Source organism: Serratia proteamaculans, assembly GCF_949794035.1.
GTDB lineage: Bacteria > Pseudomonadota > Gammaproteobacteria > Enterobacterales > Enterobacteriaceae > Serratia > Serratia proteamaculans.
This window is the reverse complement of the sequence record NZ_OX461105.1, coordinates 2951495-2965594: the sequence shown is the minus strand read 5'-3', so window position 1 is coordinate 2965594 and position 14100 is coordinate 2951495. Positions and strand designations below refer to the sequence as shown.

At 55.6% G+C, this 14100-nt stretch carries 13 protein-coding genes, 1 pseudogene and 1 other annotated feature; of the genes and pseudogenes, 6 read left to right on the top strand and 8 right to left on the bottom strand.

What is annotated here, in order from left to right; genetic code table 11:
• Positions 1 to 28 precede the first annotated feature (28 nt).
• The gene (locus QOT07_RS13800) at positions 29 to 781 is read right to left on the bottom strand and encodes a YciC family protein (RefSeq protein ID WP_099062850.1); all 753 of its coding nucleotides are present in this window, start codon (positions 779 to 781) and stop codon (positions 29 to 31) included.
• A 434-nt stretch (positions 782 to 1215) separates the two neighbouring features.
• On the opposite strand from QOT07_RS13800, the gene ompW reads away from it, so the two are divergent.
• Entirely contained in the window at positions 1216 to 1860 is a 645-nt protein-coding gene (gene ompW / locus QOT07_RS13795) for an outer membrane protein OmpW (RefSeq protein WP_099062851.1), read from the top strand.
• Positions 1861 to 1907: 47 nt separating this feature from the next.
• On the opposite strand, the gene QOT07_RS13790 is transcribed toward ompW, so the two are convergent.
• The 6 genes and pseudogenes from QOT07_RS13790 to QOT07_RS13765 all read right to left on the bottom strand — a co-directional run bounded on the left by QOT07_RS13790 (position 1908) and on the right by QOT07_RS13765 (position 8992).
• The gene (locus QOT07_RS13790) at positions 1908 to 2222 is read right to left on the bottom strand and encodes a BON domain-containing protein (protein WP_012145400.1); all 315 of its coding nucleotides are present in this window, start codon (positions 2220 to 2222) and stop codon (positions 1908 to 1910) included.
• A 220-nt stretch (positions 2223 to 2442) separates the two neighbouring features.
• Positions 2443 to 3249, bottom strand: a complete 807-nt coding sequence (trpA, locus tag QOT07_RS13785; protein ID WP_129934501.1) for a tryptophan synthase subunit alpha — start codon at positions 3247 to 3249, stop codon at positions 2443 to 2445.
• The gene (gene trpB, locus QOT07_RS13780; protein ID WP_099062853.1) at positions 3249 to 4439 is read right to left on the bottom strand and encodes a tryptophan synthase subunit beta; all 1191 of its coding nucleotides are present in this window, start codon (positions 4437 to 4439) and stop codon (positions 3249 to 3251) included. The genes trpA and trpB overlap by 1 nt, the downstream gene beginning before the upstream one ends.
• Before the next feature lie 31 nt (positions 4440 to 4470).
• Positions 4471 to 5832, bottom strand: coding sequence for a bifunctional indole-3-glycerol-phosphate synthase TrpC/phosphoribosylanthranilate isomerase TrpF (gene trpCF, locus QOT07_RS13775; RefSeq protein ID WP_198404420.1), 1362 nt, complete (start codon positions 5830 to 5832; stop codon positions 4471 to 4473).
• 3 nt (positions 5833 to 5835) lie between these two features.
• Positions 5836 to 7430: pseudogene (gene trpD, locus QOT07_RS13770) on the bottom strand (bifunctional anthranilate synthase glutamate amidotransferase component TrpG/anthranilate phosphoribosyltransferase TrpD).
• Positions 7430 to 8992, bottom strand: a complete 1563-nt coding sequence (locus QOT07_RS13765; protein WP_099062857.1) for an anthranilate synthase component 1 — start codon at positions 8990 to 8992, stop codon at positions 7430 to 7432. The pseudogene trpD and the gene QOT07_RS13765 overlap by 1 nt, the downstream one beginning before the upstream one ends.
• 25 nt (positions 8993 to 9017) lie before the next feature.
• Positions 9018 to 9121 (bottom strand) — a sequence feature (Trp leader region).
• Between the two features lie 243 nt (positions 9122 to 9364).
• Between QOT07_RS13765 and rnm the strand changes: the two genes are divergently transcribed.
• The 5 genes from rnm (at position 9365) to rluB (ending at position 13464) form a co-directional block, all read left to right on the top strand.
• Positions 9365 to 10252, top strand: a complete 888-nt coding sequence (gene rnm, locus QOT07_RS13760) for an RNase RNM (protein WP_283603355.1) — start codon at positions 9365 to 9367, stop codon at positions 10250 to 10252.
• 48 nt (positions 10253 to 10300) lie between these two features.
• The gene (locus tag QOT07_RS13755) at positions 10301 to 10921 is read left to right on the top strand and encodes an L-threonylcarbamoyladenylate synthase (RefSeq protein ID WP_112348464.1); all 621 of its coding nucleotides are present in this window, start codon (positions 10301 to 10303) and stop codon (positions 10919 to 10921) included.
• A 114-nt stretch (positions 10922 to 11035) separates the two neighbouring features.
• On the top strand, positions 11036 to 11395 hold the full coding sequence (locus QOT07_RS13750; RefSeq protein WP_099062860.1) for a Rap1a/Tai family immunity protein: 360 nt from the start codon (positions 11036 to 11038) through the stop codon (positions 11393 to 11395).
• 148 nt (positions 11396 to 11543) lie between these two features.
• Positions 11544 to 12341, top strand: a complete 798-nt coding sequence (locus QOT07_RS13745) for an alpha/beta fold hydrolase (protein WP_283603354.1) — start codon at positions 11544 to 11546, stop codon at positions 12339 to 12341.
• Positions 12342 to 12567: 226 nt separating this feature from the next.
• Positions 12568 to 13464: a 23S rRNA pseudouridine(2605) synthase RluB gene (gene rluB, locus QOT07_RS13740; protein WP_085117041.1), complete on the top strand. Its 897-nt coding sequence runs from the start codon at positions 12568 to 12570 to the stop codon at positions 13462 to 13464.
• Between the two features lie 44 nt (positions 13465 to 13508).
• On the opposite strand, the gene cobO is transcribed toward rluB, so the two are convergent.
• Positions 13509 to 14099 carry a cob(I)yrinic acid a,c-diamide adenosyltransferase gene (gene cobO / locus QOT07_RS13735; protein ID WP_099062862.1) on the bottom strand — a complete coding sequence of 197 codons (591 nt, stop codon included), beginning with the start codon at positions 14097 to 14099 and terminating at the stop codon, positions 13509 to 13511.
• Position 14100: the final 1 nt, after the last annotated feature.

The window sequence follows — 14100 nt, the reverse complement described above, 5'->3', positions numbered from 1 at the left end:
GCGTGCCCTTTAAGTTCCTGTGGCAAAATTAGCTGCGCAGCAGCATATACAGACGGAACAGGTAAACCAGCAACAGGGCGGAAACCAGGTTGCTCAATGCAGTCAATACCACGCTGGCGACGTTCGGGGTCAGCACCGAAAGGTGGCTCACCATAAACAGCACCAGCAGCTTGGCTGCCAGCCACAGCATCATCGCCGGAACAATCACACGCGCATTGGCGAAAGCCAACTTGCAGCTCAGCTTAATCGAGGCAAACACGCCTTTCTTGTCGGTAGCGGTGATCACCGGTGCCAGCGAGAAAGCGATCGCCATGATCACGCCAGGTACCACAAACAGCGTCAGGCCCAGTTGAATCAACAGCGTGCAGATGAACAGCAGCAACAGCAAACGTGGCAACTCTGGCGCGGAAGCACCGATAGCGCGCAGTGCGCTGATGCGCTGCCCCTGGGAAACCAGGCGAATCAATGTCAGCATCCCGCCAACCAGCAACACGTTGCCCACTAATGCGGAAAAGGTGGCGGCGGCTGAAACCTTCAATAACACCATCTGTTGCTCAGGCGTCATTTGTTGAATGATTTCCTGGATCCCCATACCGGCGGATGCAGCAAAGTCACCTTCCGTTGCGCTCAGGATCTTCAACTGTTCGACATCAGGGCTGAAAGCCTGATTGAGCAGTACAGAAATGAACGCGGTCAACAGCGCCAGCATCAGGATACTGGTCAGTTGGTTACGGAAAAAATTAAAACTGTCACGGTACAACGTGTTGGCCGTGATAGGCATGCAGACTCCTTGGCATCGAGAAACAGAGATAAATCAAAATCAGTGGGCGATTGTACCCTGTTCCAGGCCGCTGTGGCACCCCGTGAAGTGCACTGCGACGATTTCTTCGGCGATCGCCGTTATTGCTATCTACTCGTTATCCTTCAAGCCGCAGCGTTTAACCTAATTCCAGCTAGATTTGTCACCCTCGTGCCGGTTGAAGAATGAAAATATTTGTCCCGTTTATGCTACGACCTCATAACTAAACATGTAGATAATTTGCAACAAAAGTGTTTTTTGATTCAGATCAATTCTTGATTTATTAGCCCCTTAGGTAACCTTGTTTTTAGTAGGATTTAAAATTTTTACACATAAGATGTGATCTCGATGGGATCATAAATACCCGTAAGTAGGTATATTCCCCCTGGATGATAACCACACAAATGGAATGGATAATGAAAAAGACAACTCTGGTGGTATTGGCGGCGATGATGGCCCCTATGTTGGCAAGTGCACATCAGGCAGGGGATTTTCTTTTCCGCGCTGGCGCAGCAACGGTGCGGCCAAATGCCGGATCGGATGACGTGCTGGGGCAAGGCTCATTCAGTGCCGACAATAATACCCAGCTTGGTCTGACCTTCGGCTATATGGTCACGGACAATATTGGCGTCGAACTGCTGGCCGCAACGCCGTTTCGCCATAAAGTGGGGCTGAATGGCAAGGCGGTGAACGGTGATATCGCCACGGTGCGCGACCTGCCACCGAGCCTGATGGCGCAATACTACTTCGGCGATAAGCAGGACAAACTGCGTCCGTACCTGGGGCTTGGCGTTAACTACACCACTTTCTTCGATGAAAAATTCAACGATAACGGCAAAAGCGCCGGGCTGAGCAACCTGAGTTTGAAAGACTCCTGGGGCGTGGCCGCGCAGGCGGGCCTGGATTACAACCTGGATGAGCACTGGATGCTGAACATGTCAGTGTGGTGGATGAACATCGAAACCAAAACTCGCTTTGACGACGCGGACGGTAACCATCACAGCATCGATACGCGTTTGGATCCGTGGGTGTTTATGTTCGGGGCAGGGTATCGCTTCTGACAGGGGTGAAACAGGGAGGCGCATACAGCGCCTCCGTTTTATTTTTACTACTTGATATTCATTACGTTCTCAACGGATTTCACACCCGCTACGCCACGAGTCACCTGCACCGCACGGTTGGCATCGGCGCTTGAGCTGACGAAACCGCTCAGCTGCACACGACCTTTAAAGGTCTCGACGCTGATTTCGGTAGATTTGATGGTTTTATCCGCCAGCAGCGCTGACTTCACCTTGGTCGTCACTACCGTATCGTCAATATAACCGCCAGTCCCTTCAGATTTCGCTGTTGGCGCGCAGGCACTCACTGCGAATGCCACAACGGCTGCCATGCATAAGACCGAAAGGGTTTTAAATAGCTTCATAAATTACTCTCCATGCAATGTTATTGTTGAAACTACATTTGGGTTTTCATCTAAAAACGTAGCGCATTCCCCCCAAATAAAGAAATGCCCGACGCGCAAGATTCATTGTGAGACAAGAATGGGGTTTGTTCAAATCCAAGCTGTAAAAAATTAGCACAACCTTGAAGGGAAACAATATGTTAACAACGGGCACAGATCCTCTGCACCCGTTATTGGGGAATTACGCCCGGGTTGCGGCCTTCATTTCACTGACAAAGGTCGCCAGTCGGGTCAGCATTTCGGCCGGTTGCGCTTGGTTTTGCTCGATAATCTTGACGATCGCCGAGCCGGATATCGCACCGGCAGCCCCGGCCTGCAATGCATCACGCACCTGAGCCGGCTCGGAAATGCCAAACCCTTGCAGCGGTGGGGCTGCATGGTATTCACGCAGTTTGTTCACCAGGTGATGCAGTGGCAATTGCGCACGACTTTCGGTCCCGGTTACGCCAGCGCGTGACAACAGGTAGGTGTATCCCCTGCCGTGTGAGGAGATTTCACGCAGCAAATCATCGTCGGCATTTGGCGGGCAGATAAAGATCGGCGCGATGCCATGGCGGATAGCGGCGGCCCGGAAGGGCGCAGACTCTTCATACGGCACGTCGGCAATCAGCACCGAATCAACGCCCACTTCGGCGCAACGTTGGTAAAACGCATCGATGCCTTTATGGAACACCAGGTTGGCGTACATCAGCAAGCCAATGGGGATGCCAGGGTGCTTCTGACGGATGGCGGCCAGCATTTCAAAACACTGGGTTGGCGTGACGCCAGAGGCGAATGCACGCAGCGCCGCACTTTGGATGGTTGGGCCGTCAGCCAGTGGATCGGAGAACGGGATACCCAATTCCAGCGCGTCGGCACCGGCTTCAACCAAAGTATCGATGATTTGCAATGACAATGTCGGGTTTGGATCGCCGAGGGTCACGAACGGGACGAAGGCGCCTTCCTTGTTGCTTGCCAGGCGGTCGAACAGTTGCTGGTAACGTTCCATCAGATTTCTCCCCGTGCTTTCAGAATGTCGTGAACGGTAAATATGTCTTTGTCGCCGCGGCCAGACAGGTTAACCACCAGGATCTGTTCCTTTTGCGGTGTTTCACGGATCATTTTCAGCGCGTGTGCCAGGGCATGGGAAGACTCCAGCGCCGGGATAATCCCTTCGCTACGCGATAGCGCTTTGAAGGCGTCCAACGCCTCGTCATCGGTAATCGACACATATTCTGCGCGACCAATGCTGTTCAGATAGGCGTGCTGCGGCCCAACGGAAGGGAAGTCGAGCCCCGCCGAAATGGAATAGGACTCTTCAATCTGGCCTTCGGAAGTCTGCATCATCGGCGCTTTCATGCCGAAATAGATGCCCACGTGGCCGTGCTTCAAGGGGGCGCCGTGCTGACCGGTTTCAATACCCAGACCGGCGGGTTCAACGCCGATCAGACCCACGCTGGCATCATCGATAAAGTCAGCGAACATGCCGATGGCGTTGGAGCCACCACCGACACAGGCCAGTACCGCATCCGGCAGGCGGCCTTCGCGTTCCAACATCTGCGCTTTGGTTTCCTCACCGATCATGCGCTGGAATTCACGTACGATGGTTGGATACGGATGTGGGCCTGCTGCGGTACCCAACATATAGTGGGCGGTTTCGTAGCTGCCGGACCAGTCGCGAAGCGCTTCGTTACAGGCGTCTTTCAGGGTAGAAGAACCGCTGTGCACCGGGATCACTTCCGCCCCCATCAGACGCATGCGGAAGACGTTCGGTGACTGGCGTTCAATATCTTTGGCACCCATATAGATGCGACACTTCAGGCCGAGCAAGGCACAGGCCAGGGCCGAGGCAACGCCATGCTGACCGGCACCGGTTTCGGCGATGATTTCGGTTTTGCCCATGCGTTTGGCCAACAGTGCCTGACCCAACACCTGGTTGGTTTTGTGTGCGCCGCCGTGCAGCAAGTCTTCACGTTTCAGGTACAGCTTGGTTTTGGTACCGGCAGTGAGGTTTCTGCACAGCGTCAGCGCCGTTGGGCGACCGGCGTAGTTTTTCAGCAGGTCGATAAATTCAGCCTGGAACTCCGGGTCGCGCTGTGCGCTGACAAAGGCTTCTTCCAGTTGTTTTAAGGCCGGCATCAGAATCTGTGGCACATATTGGCCACCAAATTCGCCGAAGTAGGGGTTAAGCAGCGTCATTATAGTTCCCGTTATTATCCGTTAATGATCTTCAGTAAGCGCGCAGGGTCTGGAACACCGCCGCCAGACGGGCAGGATCCTTAATGCCGGGCTGGCTCTCAACGCCGGAGTTAAAGTCCAGACCGGCGCAGCCGAGCTTGGCCGCGTCAACACAGTTGTCTGCACCCAGGCCACCGGCCAGCATCACGTTTTCCAGGTTTTCACCCTGGAGTACCGACCAGTCGAAACGTTGCCCGGTGCCGCCCGCGCCGTTATCCAGCAGGTAGCGGTCAACGTGCTGCAAATCGCGCTTTGGCAAATGGTCTTTCACGCTCAGCGCCTTCCAAATCTGACAGTCGATCGGCAGTTCGGCGCGCAGGGCGGTGATATAGGTTTGGTCTTCCGCACCGTGCAGTTGCACTGCTTTCAGGCCCAGACGTGCGACAGTCTGTACTACCGTTTCTACCTGTGCGTCACAGAACACGCCGACGTATTTCAGCGGAGCGCCGGAAATGACTTCACGGGCACGGGTGATATCGACATAGCGCGGGGAGCGCCCGACAAAAATCAGCCCACCGTAGACGGCACCCGCCTGATAAGCTGCGGCGGCATCCTGCGGACGGGTCAGCCCGCAAACTTTATTGTCGCCGAGCATCACCCGGCGCACGGCGGCGCGCAGGTCGGGTTCCGACATCAATGCACTGCCAATCAGAAAACCGTTGGCAAAGTGGCTCAGTTCGCGGATCTGGCCGTAGTTGTTGATGCCGGACTCGCTGATCACCGTCACACCGTGCGGCACGCGTGGCGCCAACTGACGAGTGCGATCCAGATCGATGCTCAGATCGCGCAGATCGCGGTTATTGATGCCCACCACGCGCGCTTCCAGAGCAATGGCCCGTTGCAATTCCTCTTCACTGATCACTTCGGTCAGCACGCCCATGTTCAGGCTGTGCGCCACTGCGGCTAACTGACGGTATTGATCGTCATTAAGCACCGACAGCATCAGCAGGATGGCATCGGCCTGATAGAAACGAGCCAGGTAGATCTGGTACGGATCGATAATAAAATCTTTGCACAGTACCGGCTGTGTCACCGTCTTGCTGACCAGCGGCAGAAAATCGAAGCTGCCCTGGAAGTATTTTTCATCGGTCAGCACCGAGATCGCCGAGGCGAAATCCTTGTAGACCTCAGCGATTTCCACCGGATCAAAGTTTTCGCGGATCAACCCTTTGGAAGGGGATGCCTTTTTACATTCAAGAATAAACGCCGTTCTGGCTCCCTCTAACGCGTGGTAAAAACCGCGTTCACTCGGGACGATTTCATTCTGAAAACTGGCCAGTGGCTGTTGTTGCTGTCGTGCTGCGACCCATTGCGCTTTGTCACGAACAATCTTGTTGAGCACGGTTTCCTGCATCATTTATCCTCTTGCTGCCAGTGCGGTGACGCGCTCGTAAGCTTGCCCGCTGTGAATCATGTCCAGTGCCTGCTGCGCGTTTTGGCGCAGGTCTTCATGCCCGAATAACTTCAGCAGCAGCGCCACGTTAGCGGCTACCGCAGCGGCGTGTGCCGGGTCACCTTTACCTTGTAACAACCTTGCCAGAATGTCACGATTTTCTTCCGGTGAGCCGCCCAGCAGGGCTTCCAGCGGGTAGCTTTGCAGCCCGAAGGACTGTGGCGTCAACTGATAGCTTTCAATTTCACCGTTGTTCAATTCGGCCACATGAGTAGTCGCATGGATAGCCACTTCATCCATTCCGCCGCCGTGCACCACCGCTGCCCGTTGATAACCCAGCACGCGCAGGGTTTCGGCAATTGGCAGCACCAGTTCCGGGCTGTAAACGCCGATCAGCGCCAGCGGTGGACGTGCCGGGTTGATCAACGGACCGAGCACGTTGAACACCGTACGGGTTTTCAGTTGCTGGCGTACCGGCATCGCATGGCGGAAACCGGTGTGATATTGCGGGGCGAACAGGAAGCACACGCCCAGTTCGTCCAGTGCCTTACGCGCTTCTTCTGCCGGCAAATCCAGGCGAATGCCAAACGCCGCCAGCAGATCAGAGGAGCCGGACCGGCTGGAAACGCTGCGGTTGCCGTGTTTGGCCACTTTGACGCCGCATGCCGCTGCCACAAAGGCACTGGCGGTGGAAATATTAATGCTGTTGGTGCCGTCGCCACCGGTGCCGACGATGTCGGCAAACGGGTAATCCGGGCGTGGGAACGGCAGGGCATCGGCCAGCAGCGCTTTGGCCGCTCCGGCGATCTCCTCCGGGCGTTCGCCGCGAATTTTCATGCTGATCAGTGCCGCTGCCAATTGGCTTGGTTCCAGCTCACCGCGCACGATGGCGCTGAATAACTGCTGACTTTCCTGTTGGTTCATCGACTCTGAGCGGTACAGTTTTTCAAGAATAGTTTGCATCGTCGTATCCCTCGTTATTTCGCCAGCGCCCAGGCCAGTGTCTGCTCAAGCAAACGTGCGCCGTGGGTGGTCAGGATCGATTCCGGATGGAACTGGAAACCGCATACGCGATGCTGGTCATGACGTACTGCCATCACCATCTCGCCAAACTGGGCGTTGACGGTGAGTTCGGCCGGGATATTGCTGCCGACCAGTGAGTGATAGCGTGCCACCGGCAGTGGGTTCACCATCCCGGCAAACATCCCTTCGCCGTCGTGGCTGATGGCCGAGGCCTTGCCGTGCAAGATCTCACCGGCCTGACCAACGTGGCCGCCGTAGGCTTCGACAATCGCCTGATGACCCAGACAGATGCCGATAATCGGCAACTGGCCGCGCAGGCGTTGTAACAGTTCCGGCATGCAACCGGCTTCGGACGGGGTACCCGGACCCGGTGACAGCATCAGAACCGGCTGTTCCAACTGCTGCAGGCGTTCGATAATCACTTCGGCAGAAATCTGGTTACGGTAAATCACCACCTGATGACCGCTGGCACGCAGCTGGTCGACCAGGTTATAGGTAAAGGAATCAACGTTATCGAGCAGTAAGATATCGGCCATCAGAACACCTCCTTGGCCTGGTGCGCGCTGGCAATGGCACGCAGCACGGCTCGTGCCTTATTACGGGTCTCATCGGCTTCCGCCTGAGGAACAGAATCCAGCACCACACCGGCGCCGGCTTGCACGGTTGCAATGCCGTCTTCAACATACGCGGAGCGGATGACAATACAGGTATCCAAATCGCCAGTGGCAGTGAAATAACCGACTGCACCGCCGTAGCTGCCGCGACGCGTGCCTTCAGAGGCGGCAATTAACTGCATGGCGCGTACTTTTGGCGCACCGCTCAGGGTGCCCATGTTCATGCAGGCCTGGTAGGCGTGCAGCACGTCGAGGTCGGCGCGCAGGGTGCCAATCACCCGGGAAACCAGGTGCATCACGAATGAGTAGCGGTCCACTTTGGTCAGGTCGGCCACATAGCGGCTACCGGCCTGACAGATGCGCGCCAGATCGTTACGCGCCAGATCGACCAGCATCAGGTGTTCGGCCAGTTCTTTGTGATCGGTGCGCATTTCCAGCTCGATACGGCTGTCGAGATCCAGATCCAGCGAACCATCGGCGCGACGCCCGCGAGGACGGGTACCGGCAATCGGGTAGATCTCGATTTGGCGGTTGCCGGCATCGTATTTCAGCGCGCTTTCCGGCGAAGCCCCGAACAGGGTGAATTCATCATCCTGCATATAGAACATATACGGGCTTGGGTTGTTGTCTTTCAGCGTTTGATAAGCGGCCAGCGGGGCCGGGCACGGCAGTGAGAAACGGCGCGATGGTACGACCTGGAAGATTTCGCCCTGACGGATGGCCTGTTGCAATTCGCTGACGACCGCACCGTATTCTTCATCGGTCTGGTTGCAGCTCAGCTGCATGTCTTCCAGTTTCTGGTGCGGGATAGGCTGCGGCGTCTGTTTCAATTGAACCTGCAGCTGTTCCAGACGCTGTTGCAGACGTTGCTCTTCCGCCGTGTCGGCAGTGAAAACGCTGGCCTGCAGACGGGCAACGCCGCGCTGGTGATCCAGCACCAGCAGGGTTTCCGCCAGATAGAAACAGAAGTCCGGGCAGCGCTGATCCTGTCGCAGTTCCGGCAGGTCTTCAAAACCGGCGACCAGATCGTAGGCAAACAGGCCGCCAAGCATCACCGCTTCACGTTCGTCAGCCGGGGAGTCAACCAGCGTCAGCAGGGTGCGCAGTGCATCAAACACCGACAGCGAACGCAGGCGGGCATCTTCATCCTGAATGGCATCAATCACCGGGAAGGTCAGTTCACGCCCATCAGGACGTACCTGGATCTGGACTTCGGCCGGCAGGGCTTCGTCCAGCAACGGCAGCATCGCCGCGCCGTTGGCGGTCAGCGCCTGCAGCGTCACGGTGCGGCCCAGAGCGGTGATGCGCAGGGCACTGTCGATCACCAACAGGCTTTGCAGGTTTTGCTTGCTGTTGATTTCAGCCGACTCCAGCAGCAGGGTGGCCGGACGAGCGCCGCACAACTGGTGGAAAATGGTGGTCGGATCGCCCCGGTAACTGGCCTCCGCCTTCAGTAATTTGAGTTGTGGTTTGATGTTCATCATTGGTGGTTCCAGTTAAAATTTATCCATAAAAAAGCCCGCGTTACCAGCGGGCTTAGGGAATCTGCAGTGTCAGATGACAAGTATGCGTGATTACTCCGCCCGAGAAAGGGAGTGACGCCACCAACGAAGAAGAGAAGTTTGCTTATTCATTTCTATGCTCTCTTGTTTATCATCCAACCAGGGAACTGCCCTGAACTTGTGTACTAGTTAACTGGTTCGCGGGAGTAAAGTCAACCCTCTTTTCGCACAATGTTTTAGCGGCAAGCGTGAATTATTTTCATCAGCGGGAAGGGGCCTCGGACCAGAATAGATTTCCGTCCGCCGGGCGATCGCGGGTATGATAGAAGACCAAGCCATTGCCGGATATTCCTTTTGACAGACAGCAGCCCCCAACCTTCCGCATTTACTCTCTACGACCTCCACAGCCATACCACCGCCTCTGACGGCTATTTGACGCCAGCGCAGCTGGTGCAGCGGGCGGTTGAAATGCGGGTGGGCGTACTGGCGATTACCGACCACGACACCACCGCGGGCCTGGCCGCAGCGGCGGCAACCATTGCTGAATTATCGCTGCCGTTGCAGTTGGTTAACGGGGTAGAGATCTCTACGCTGTGGGAAAACCACGAGATCCATATCGTGGGGCTGGGGATAGAGACCACGCACCCGGCGATGGTGCAGCTGTTGGCCGAACAGACCGAGCGCCGTCACCTGCGCGCCCATGAAATAGGCGTGCGACTGGCCAAGGCGCGCATTGAAGGTGCTTTTGAAGGCGCACAAAAATTGGCAGACGGCGGGGCGGTGACCCGTGGCCACTTTGCCCGTTATCTGGTGCAGATCGGCATGGCCGATAATATGGCTCAGGTGTTCAAGAAATACCTGGCCAAAGGCAAAACCGGCTACGTTCCGCCACAGTGGTGTACAATAGAACAAGCCATTGATGTGATTCATCAATCTGGCGGCCATGCGGTGATAGCACACCCGGGCCGTTACGACCTGACGGCCAAATGGCTGAAGCGGTTGCTGGCGCACTTTGCGGAACATGGCGGTGATGCCATGGAAGTTGCGCAGTGTCAGCAGGCGCCGCATGAGCGTTCGCAATTGGCGAAGTATGCGCAGGAATATCAATTATTGGCGTCGCAGGGCTCTGATTTCCATCAGCCCTGCTCGTGGATCGAACTGGGCCGTAAACTGTGGTTACCCGGCGGTGTTGAACCCGTGTGGCGTGACTGGTCGCAGCCACAACTGGCCAAAGTCGATTGATTTAACGTGGGCGATGCCGCCCGCGTGCATCATTTTTAGGAGCAAGTCATGAGTCAGCTTTTTTATATTCATCCAGACAATCCCCAACCGCGACTGATCAATCAGGCGGTGGATGTGCTGCGTAAGGGCGGTGTGATCGTTTATCCCACCGATTCCGGTTACGCGCTGGGCTGCAAGCTGGAAGAAAAGTCGGCGATGGAACGTATCTGTCGCATTCGTCAATTGGACGGCAATCATAACTTTACGCTGATGTGTCGCGATCTGTCTGAGTTATCGACTTACGCTTATGTCGACAATACCGCGTTCCGACTGATCAAAAACAACACTCCCGGTAACTACACCTTCATTCTGAAAGCGACCAAGGAAGTTCCGCGCCGCCTGATGAATGACAAACGTAAAACCATAGGATTGCGCGTGCCGTCGAACCCGATTGCGCTGGCGTTACTGGAAGTATTAAACGAACCGATGATGTCGACTACGTTGATGCTGCCAGGCAATGATTTTGCCGAATCCGACCCGGAAGAAATCAGCGAACACCTGGGTAAACAGGTGGATCTGGTGATCCACGGTGGCTTCCTGGGACAGCAACCGACCACGGTGGTTGACCTGACCGAGTCCGCACCGGAAGTGCTGCGCGAAGGGGCGGGTGACCCAACGCCTTTCCGTTGATTCATCGCGGTAGTTTTTGCTCATTATTCTGAAAAGTGGCCGAAACGGCGTCATTTAGGGTTAAAGCCGCTATTCTACAATATCAAAAATAGATAATAGGCAGGATGCATAGCGATGATTAAGCGGGTTTCTCTTTTAGCGGCCATATTGTTTTCCTCTGCGGCCAGTGCAGGTTTTTATTCCGGCAGCGCCTTGCTGTCTGAGACCAGCGGCTATGTGAAAAATAAAAATGGTGCAGCCACCGTTGCCGAAGCGCTCGATGGCGGGATGTTTATGGGCTATGTGGCCGGGGTATTTGATACCTTTTCGATGCAGGGCAACCGCAATATTTGCCCGGATGCCGGTATGAGCGTGGGCATGGCCTCGGATGCGGTCATGCAATATTTAAATGAACACCCGGAACAGCTGCACTATTCAGCGCCTTCGGTGATTATGCTGGCGTTAACCGCCGCTTACCCTTGTGAACGGCATTAAAACAGTCCGTTTCGTGCGTATTTTTTCATTAGGTGCGAAGCCTGTTTGTTAGCATCATTTCCCATAGATGAGATCGATAAACGCTGTCATTTTACCACTAGCGCATAAGCCCCTAAGTGATTTAGGGCAATGACGTTTAGGAGACAAAATGACAGCGTTTCGCCATGGCACTCTTTCCCTCGATTATCACGATTCCGGCTCAGGTCCACTGACGTTGCTCTTGCTGCCTGGCTGGTGTGAGCCGAAAACCGTTTTTGCCCCTTTTACCGCACTGGCGGAGCAAAAATACCGGGTGATCAGTCTCGACTGGCGTGGCCACGGGCTGTCCGCCGGCGGTGTCGATCTTGCTCTGGGTGCTGAGGATTTGCTGGCGGATTTGCGCCAACTGTTACTTGAACTGCGGGTGGAGCGGTTTGCGACGTTGTCGGTGGCACACGCCAGTTGGATTGCGGTGGCGTTGGCCGAGAGCTTGCCACAGCAGACGCAAGCCATGGTCTTTCTCGATTGGATCATGACTCAGCCTGAACCGGCATTTTTCGATTCGGTGCAACAAATGCAGCGGCCAGAAAAATGGCTGGCGGCACGTGATGAATTGTTTAGTTTCTGGCAGGGGGGAATTGAGCAACCACGGGTTAAACATCATCTGACTGTCGAAATGGCGCAGGAAGATTTTCGCGTTTGGCAGGCGGCTGGCGTAGCGATTGAACAAGCCTATCTGCAGTACCGTTCGCCACTTCACCGGCTGAGTCAATTAAGCTCCCCTCCGGTTTGTCGGCATATTTACTCGCTGGATCGTGATGACGATTACCTGCGGCACCAACAGGGGTTTGCCGTTGACCATCCGTTCTTCTCGGTTGCGCGGCTGGACGATGCCCGTACTCATCTCGGTATTCTCGAACAGCCGGAGGTGGTATATCGGGAGGTTGTCAATTTCCTCGGTCATTAAATAACAGCAGTTGTTTATTTAACGGGCCTGCGCCCGTTTTCCCCCGTGTGCTGAAGCCATCAATAGCTTTCGATAATCGACCCGACAATAAAGTGGGTTTCAACCCTATTGAAAGCCTGTATAATGCGCGGTTCGATCTATGTAAACGTATTGTTACTGCCGTGGCGCTCGACGCCGCGGTGGTCATCCCCCCGACGCCTGTGAAGGCGACACTAGAGGTTGCTCAATGAGCGAGAAGTTACAGAAAGTTTTAGCGCGCGCCGGCCATGGCTCGCGTCGTGAAATCGAAACTATTATTGAAGCCGGTCGCGTCAGCGTCGACGGTAAAGTCGCCAAACTGGGTGATCGCGTTGAAGTAACCGCTTCAATGAAAATCCGTTTGGATGGCCACGTGGTCTCGGTTAAAGAATCCGAAGAAGCGGTTTGCCGCGTACTGGCGTATTACAAGCCGGAAGGCGAACTCTGCACCCGTAGCGATCCTGAAGGCCGTCCGACGGTATTTGATCGCCTGCCTAAACTGCGTGGCTCACGCTGGGTGGCGGTAGGGCGTCTGGACGTCAATACCTCAGGCTTGCTGCTGTTCACCACTGATGGTGAACTGGCGAACCGCCTGATGCACCCAAGCCGTGAAGTTGAGCGTGAATATGCGGTGCGTGTATTTGGTCAGATTGATGACGAAAAAATCAAGCAACTGAGCAAGGGCGTTCAGCTGGAAGACGGCCCGGCCGCTTTCCGCACCATCAGTTTCCAGGGTGGCGAAGGCATTAACCAGTGGTACAACGTCACTTTGACCGAAGGGCGTAACCGCGAAGTTCGTCGTCTTTGGGAAGCGGTTGGCGTGCAGGTGAGTCGCCTGATCCGTGTGCGTTACGGCGATATCGATCTGCCGAAAGGCTTGCCGCGTGGCGGTTGGACCGAGCTGGACTTGCCGGCAATTAACTATCTGCGCGAACTGGTTGAGTTAAAACCGGAAACCGTTAGCAAGATGCCGATTGAGCGTGAACGTCGCCGCGTGAAAGCCAATCAGATCCGTCGTGCCGTCAAGCGCCATACCCAGGTGGCCGGCAGCGGACGTCGCAGTGCGGCAGGCAGCAAGCCTGGCAAGCCCGCCAAGCGTAGCTAATCATTACGCCGCAACCCTCTCCGGGCTGCGGCGTTTTCTTTGCGTTACCAGTCAATTCCCTGTTGTGCCTTGATACCCGCGTCAAACGCGTGTTTCACCGGTCGCATCTCCGTGACCGTATCCGCCAGCTCCAACAGATCTCTATGGCATCCTCGCCCGGTGATAATCACCGTCTGGTGTGCAGGGCGTTGTCGTAGCGCCTCCAGCAGCTCATCCAGCTCAAGGTACCCGTAGCTGACCATGTAGGTCAGTTCGTCCAGTAGCACCAGATCCAGGCTGCTGTCGGCCAGCATACGCTTGCCGTGTTGCCATACGGCCTGACAAGCGGCGGTATCGCTGGCTTTATCCTGGGTTTCCCAGGTAAAACCGGTGGCCATCACCTGAAACTCAACGCCGTGCTGCTGCAGCAGATTCTTTTCGCCGTTCGGCCATTCTCCCTTGATGAACTGAATGACGGCGGCTTTCATCCCGTGGCCGACAGCGCGAGTCAGAGTGCCAAATGCTGCGGTAGTTTTGCCCTTGCCGTTACCGGTGAAAACCAGCAGTAAACCCCGTGCATCCTGAGCCGCAGCGATGCGGGCATCGACCTGTTCTTTCAGGCGCTGCTGGCGTTGTTGGTGACGATCTTCAGCCATG

Bases quoted from the DNA above. Each gene is read 5' to 3' on its own strand.
- QOT07_RS13800 (WP_099062850.1), bottom strand. From the start codon at position 781: ATGCCTATCACGGCCAACACGTTGTACCGTGACAGTTTTAATTTTTTC.
- ompW (WP_099062851.1), top strand. From the start codon at position 1,216: ATGAAAAAGACAACTCTGGTGGTATTGGCGGCGATGATGGCCCCTATG.
- QOT07_RS13790 (WP_012145400.1), bottom strand. From the start codon at position 2,222: ATGAAGCTATTTAAAACCCTTTCGGTCTTATGCATGGCAGCCGTTGTG.
- trpA (WP_129934501.1), bottom strand. From the start codon at position 3,249: ATGGAACGTTACCAGCAACTGTTCGACCGCCTGGCAAGCAACAAGGAA.
- trpB (WP_099062853.1), bottom strand. From the start codon at position 4,439: ATGACGCTGCTTAACCCCTACTTCGGCGAATTTGGTGGCCAATATGTG.
- trpCF (WP_198404420.1), bottom strand. From the start codon at position 5,832: ATGCAGGAAACCGTGCTCAACAAGATTGTTCGTGACAAAGCGCAATGG.
- QOT07_RS13765 (WP_099062857.1), bottom strand. From the start codon at position 8,992: ATGATGAACATCAAACCACAACTCAAATTACTGAAGGCGGAGGCCAGT.
- QOT07_RS13755 (WP_112348464.1), top strand. From the start codon at position 10,301: ATGAGTCAGCTTTTTTATATTCATCCAGACAATCCCCAACCGCGACTG.
- QOT07_RS13750 (WP_099062860.1), top strand. From the start codon at position 11,036: ATGATTAAGCGGGTTTCTCTTTTAGCGGCCATATTGTTTTCCTCTGCG.
- QOT07_RS13745 (WP_283603354.1), top strand. From the start codon at position 11,544: ATGACAGCGTTTCGCCATGGCACTCTTTCCCTCGATTATCACGATTCC.
- rluB (WP_085117041.1), top strand. From the start codon at position 12,568: ATGAGCGAGAAGTTACAGAAAGTTTTAGCGCGCGCCGGCCATGGCTCG.
- cobO (WP_099062862.1), bottom strand. From the start codon at position 14,099: ATGGCTGAAGATCGTCACCAACAACGCCAGCAGCGCCTGAAAGAACAG.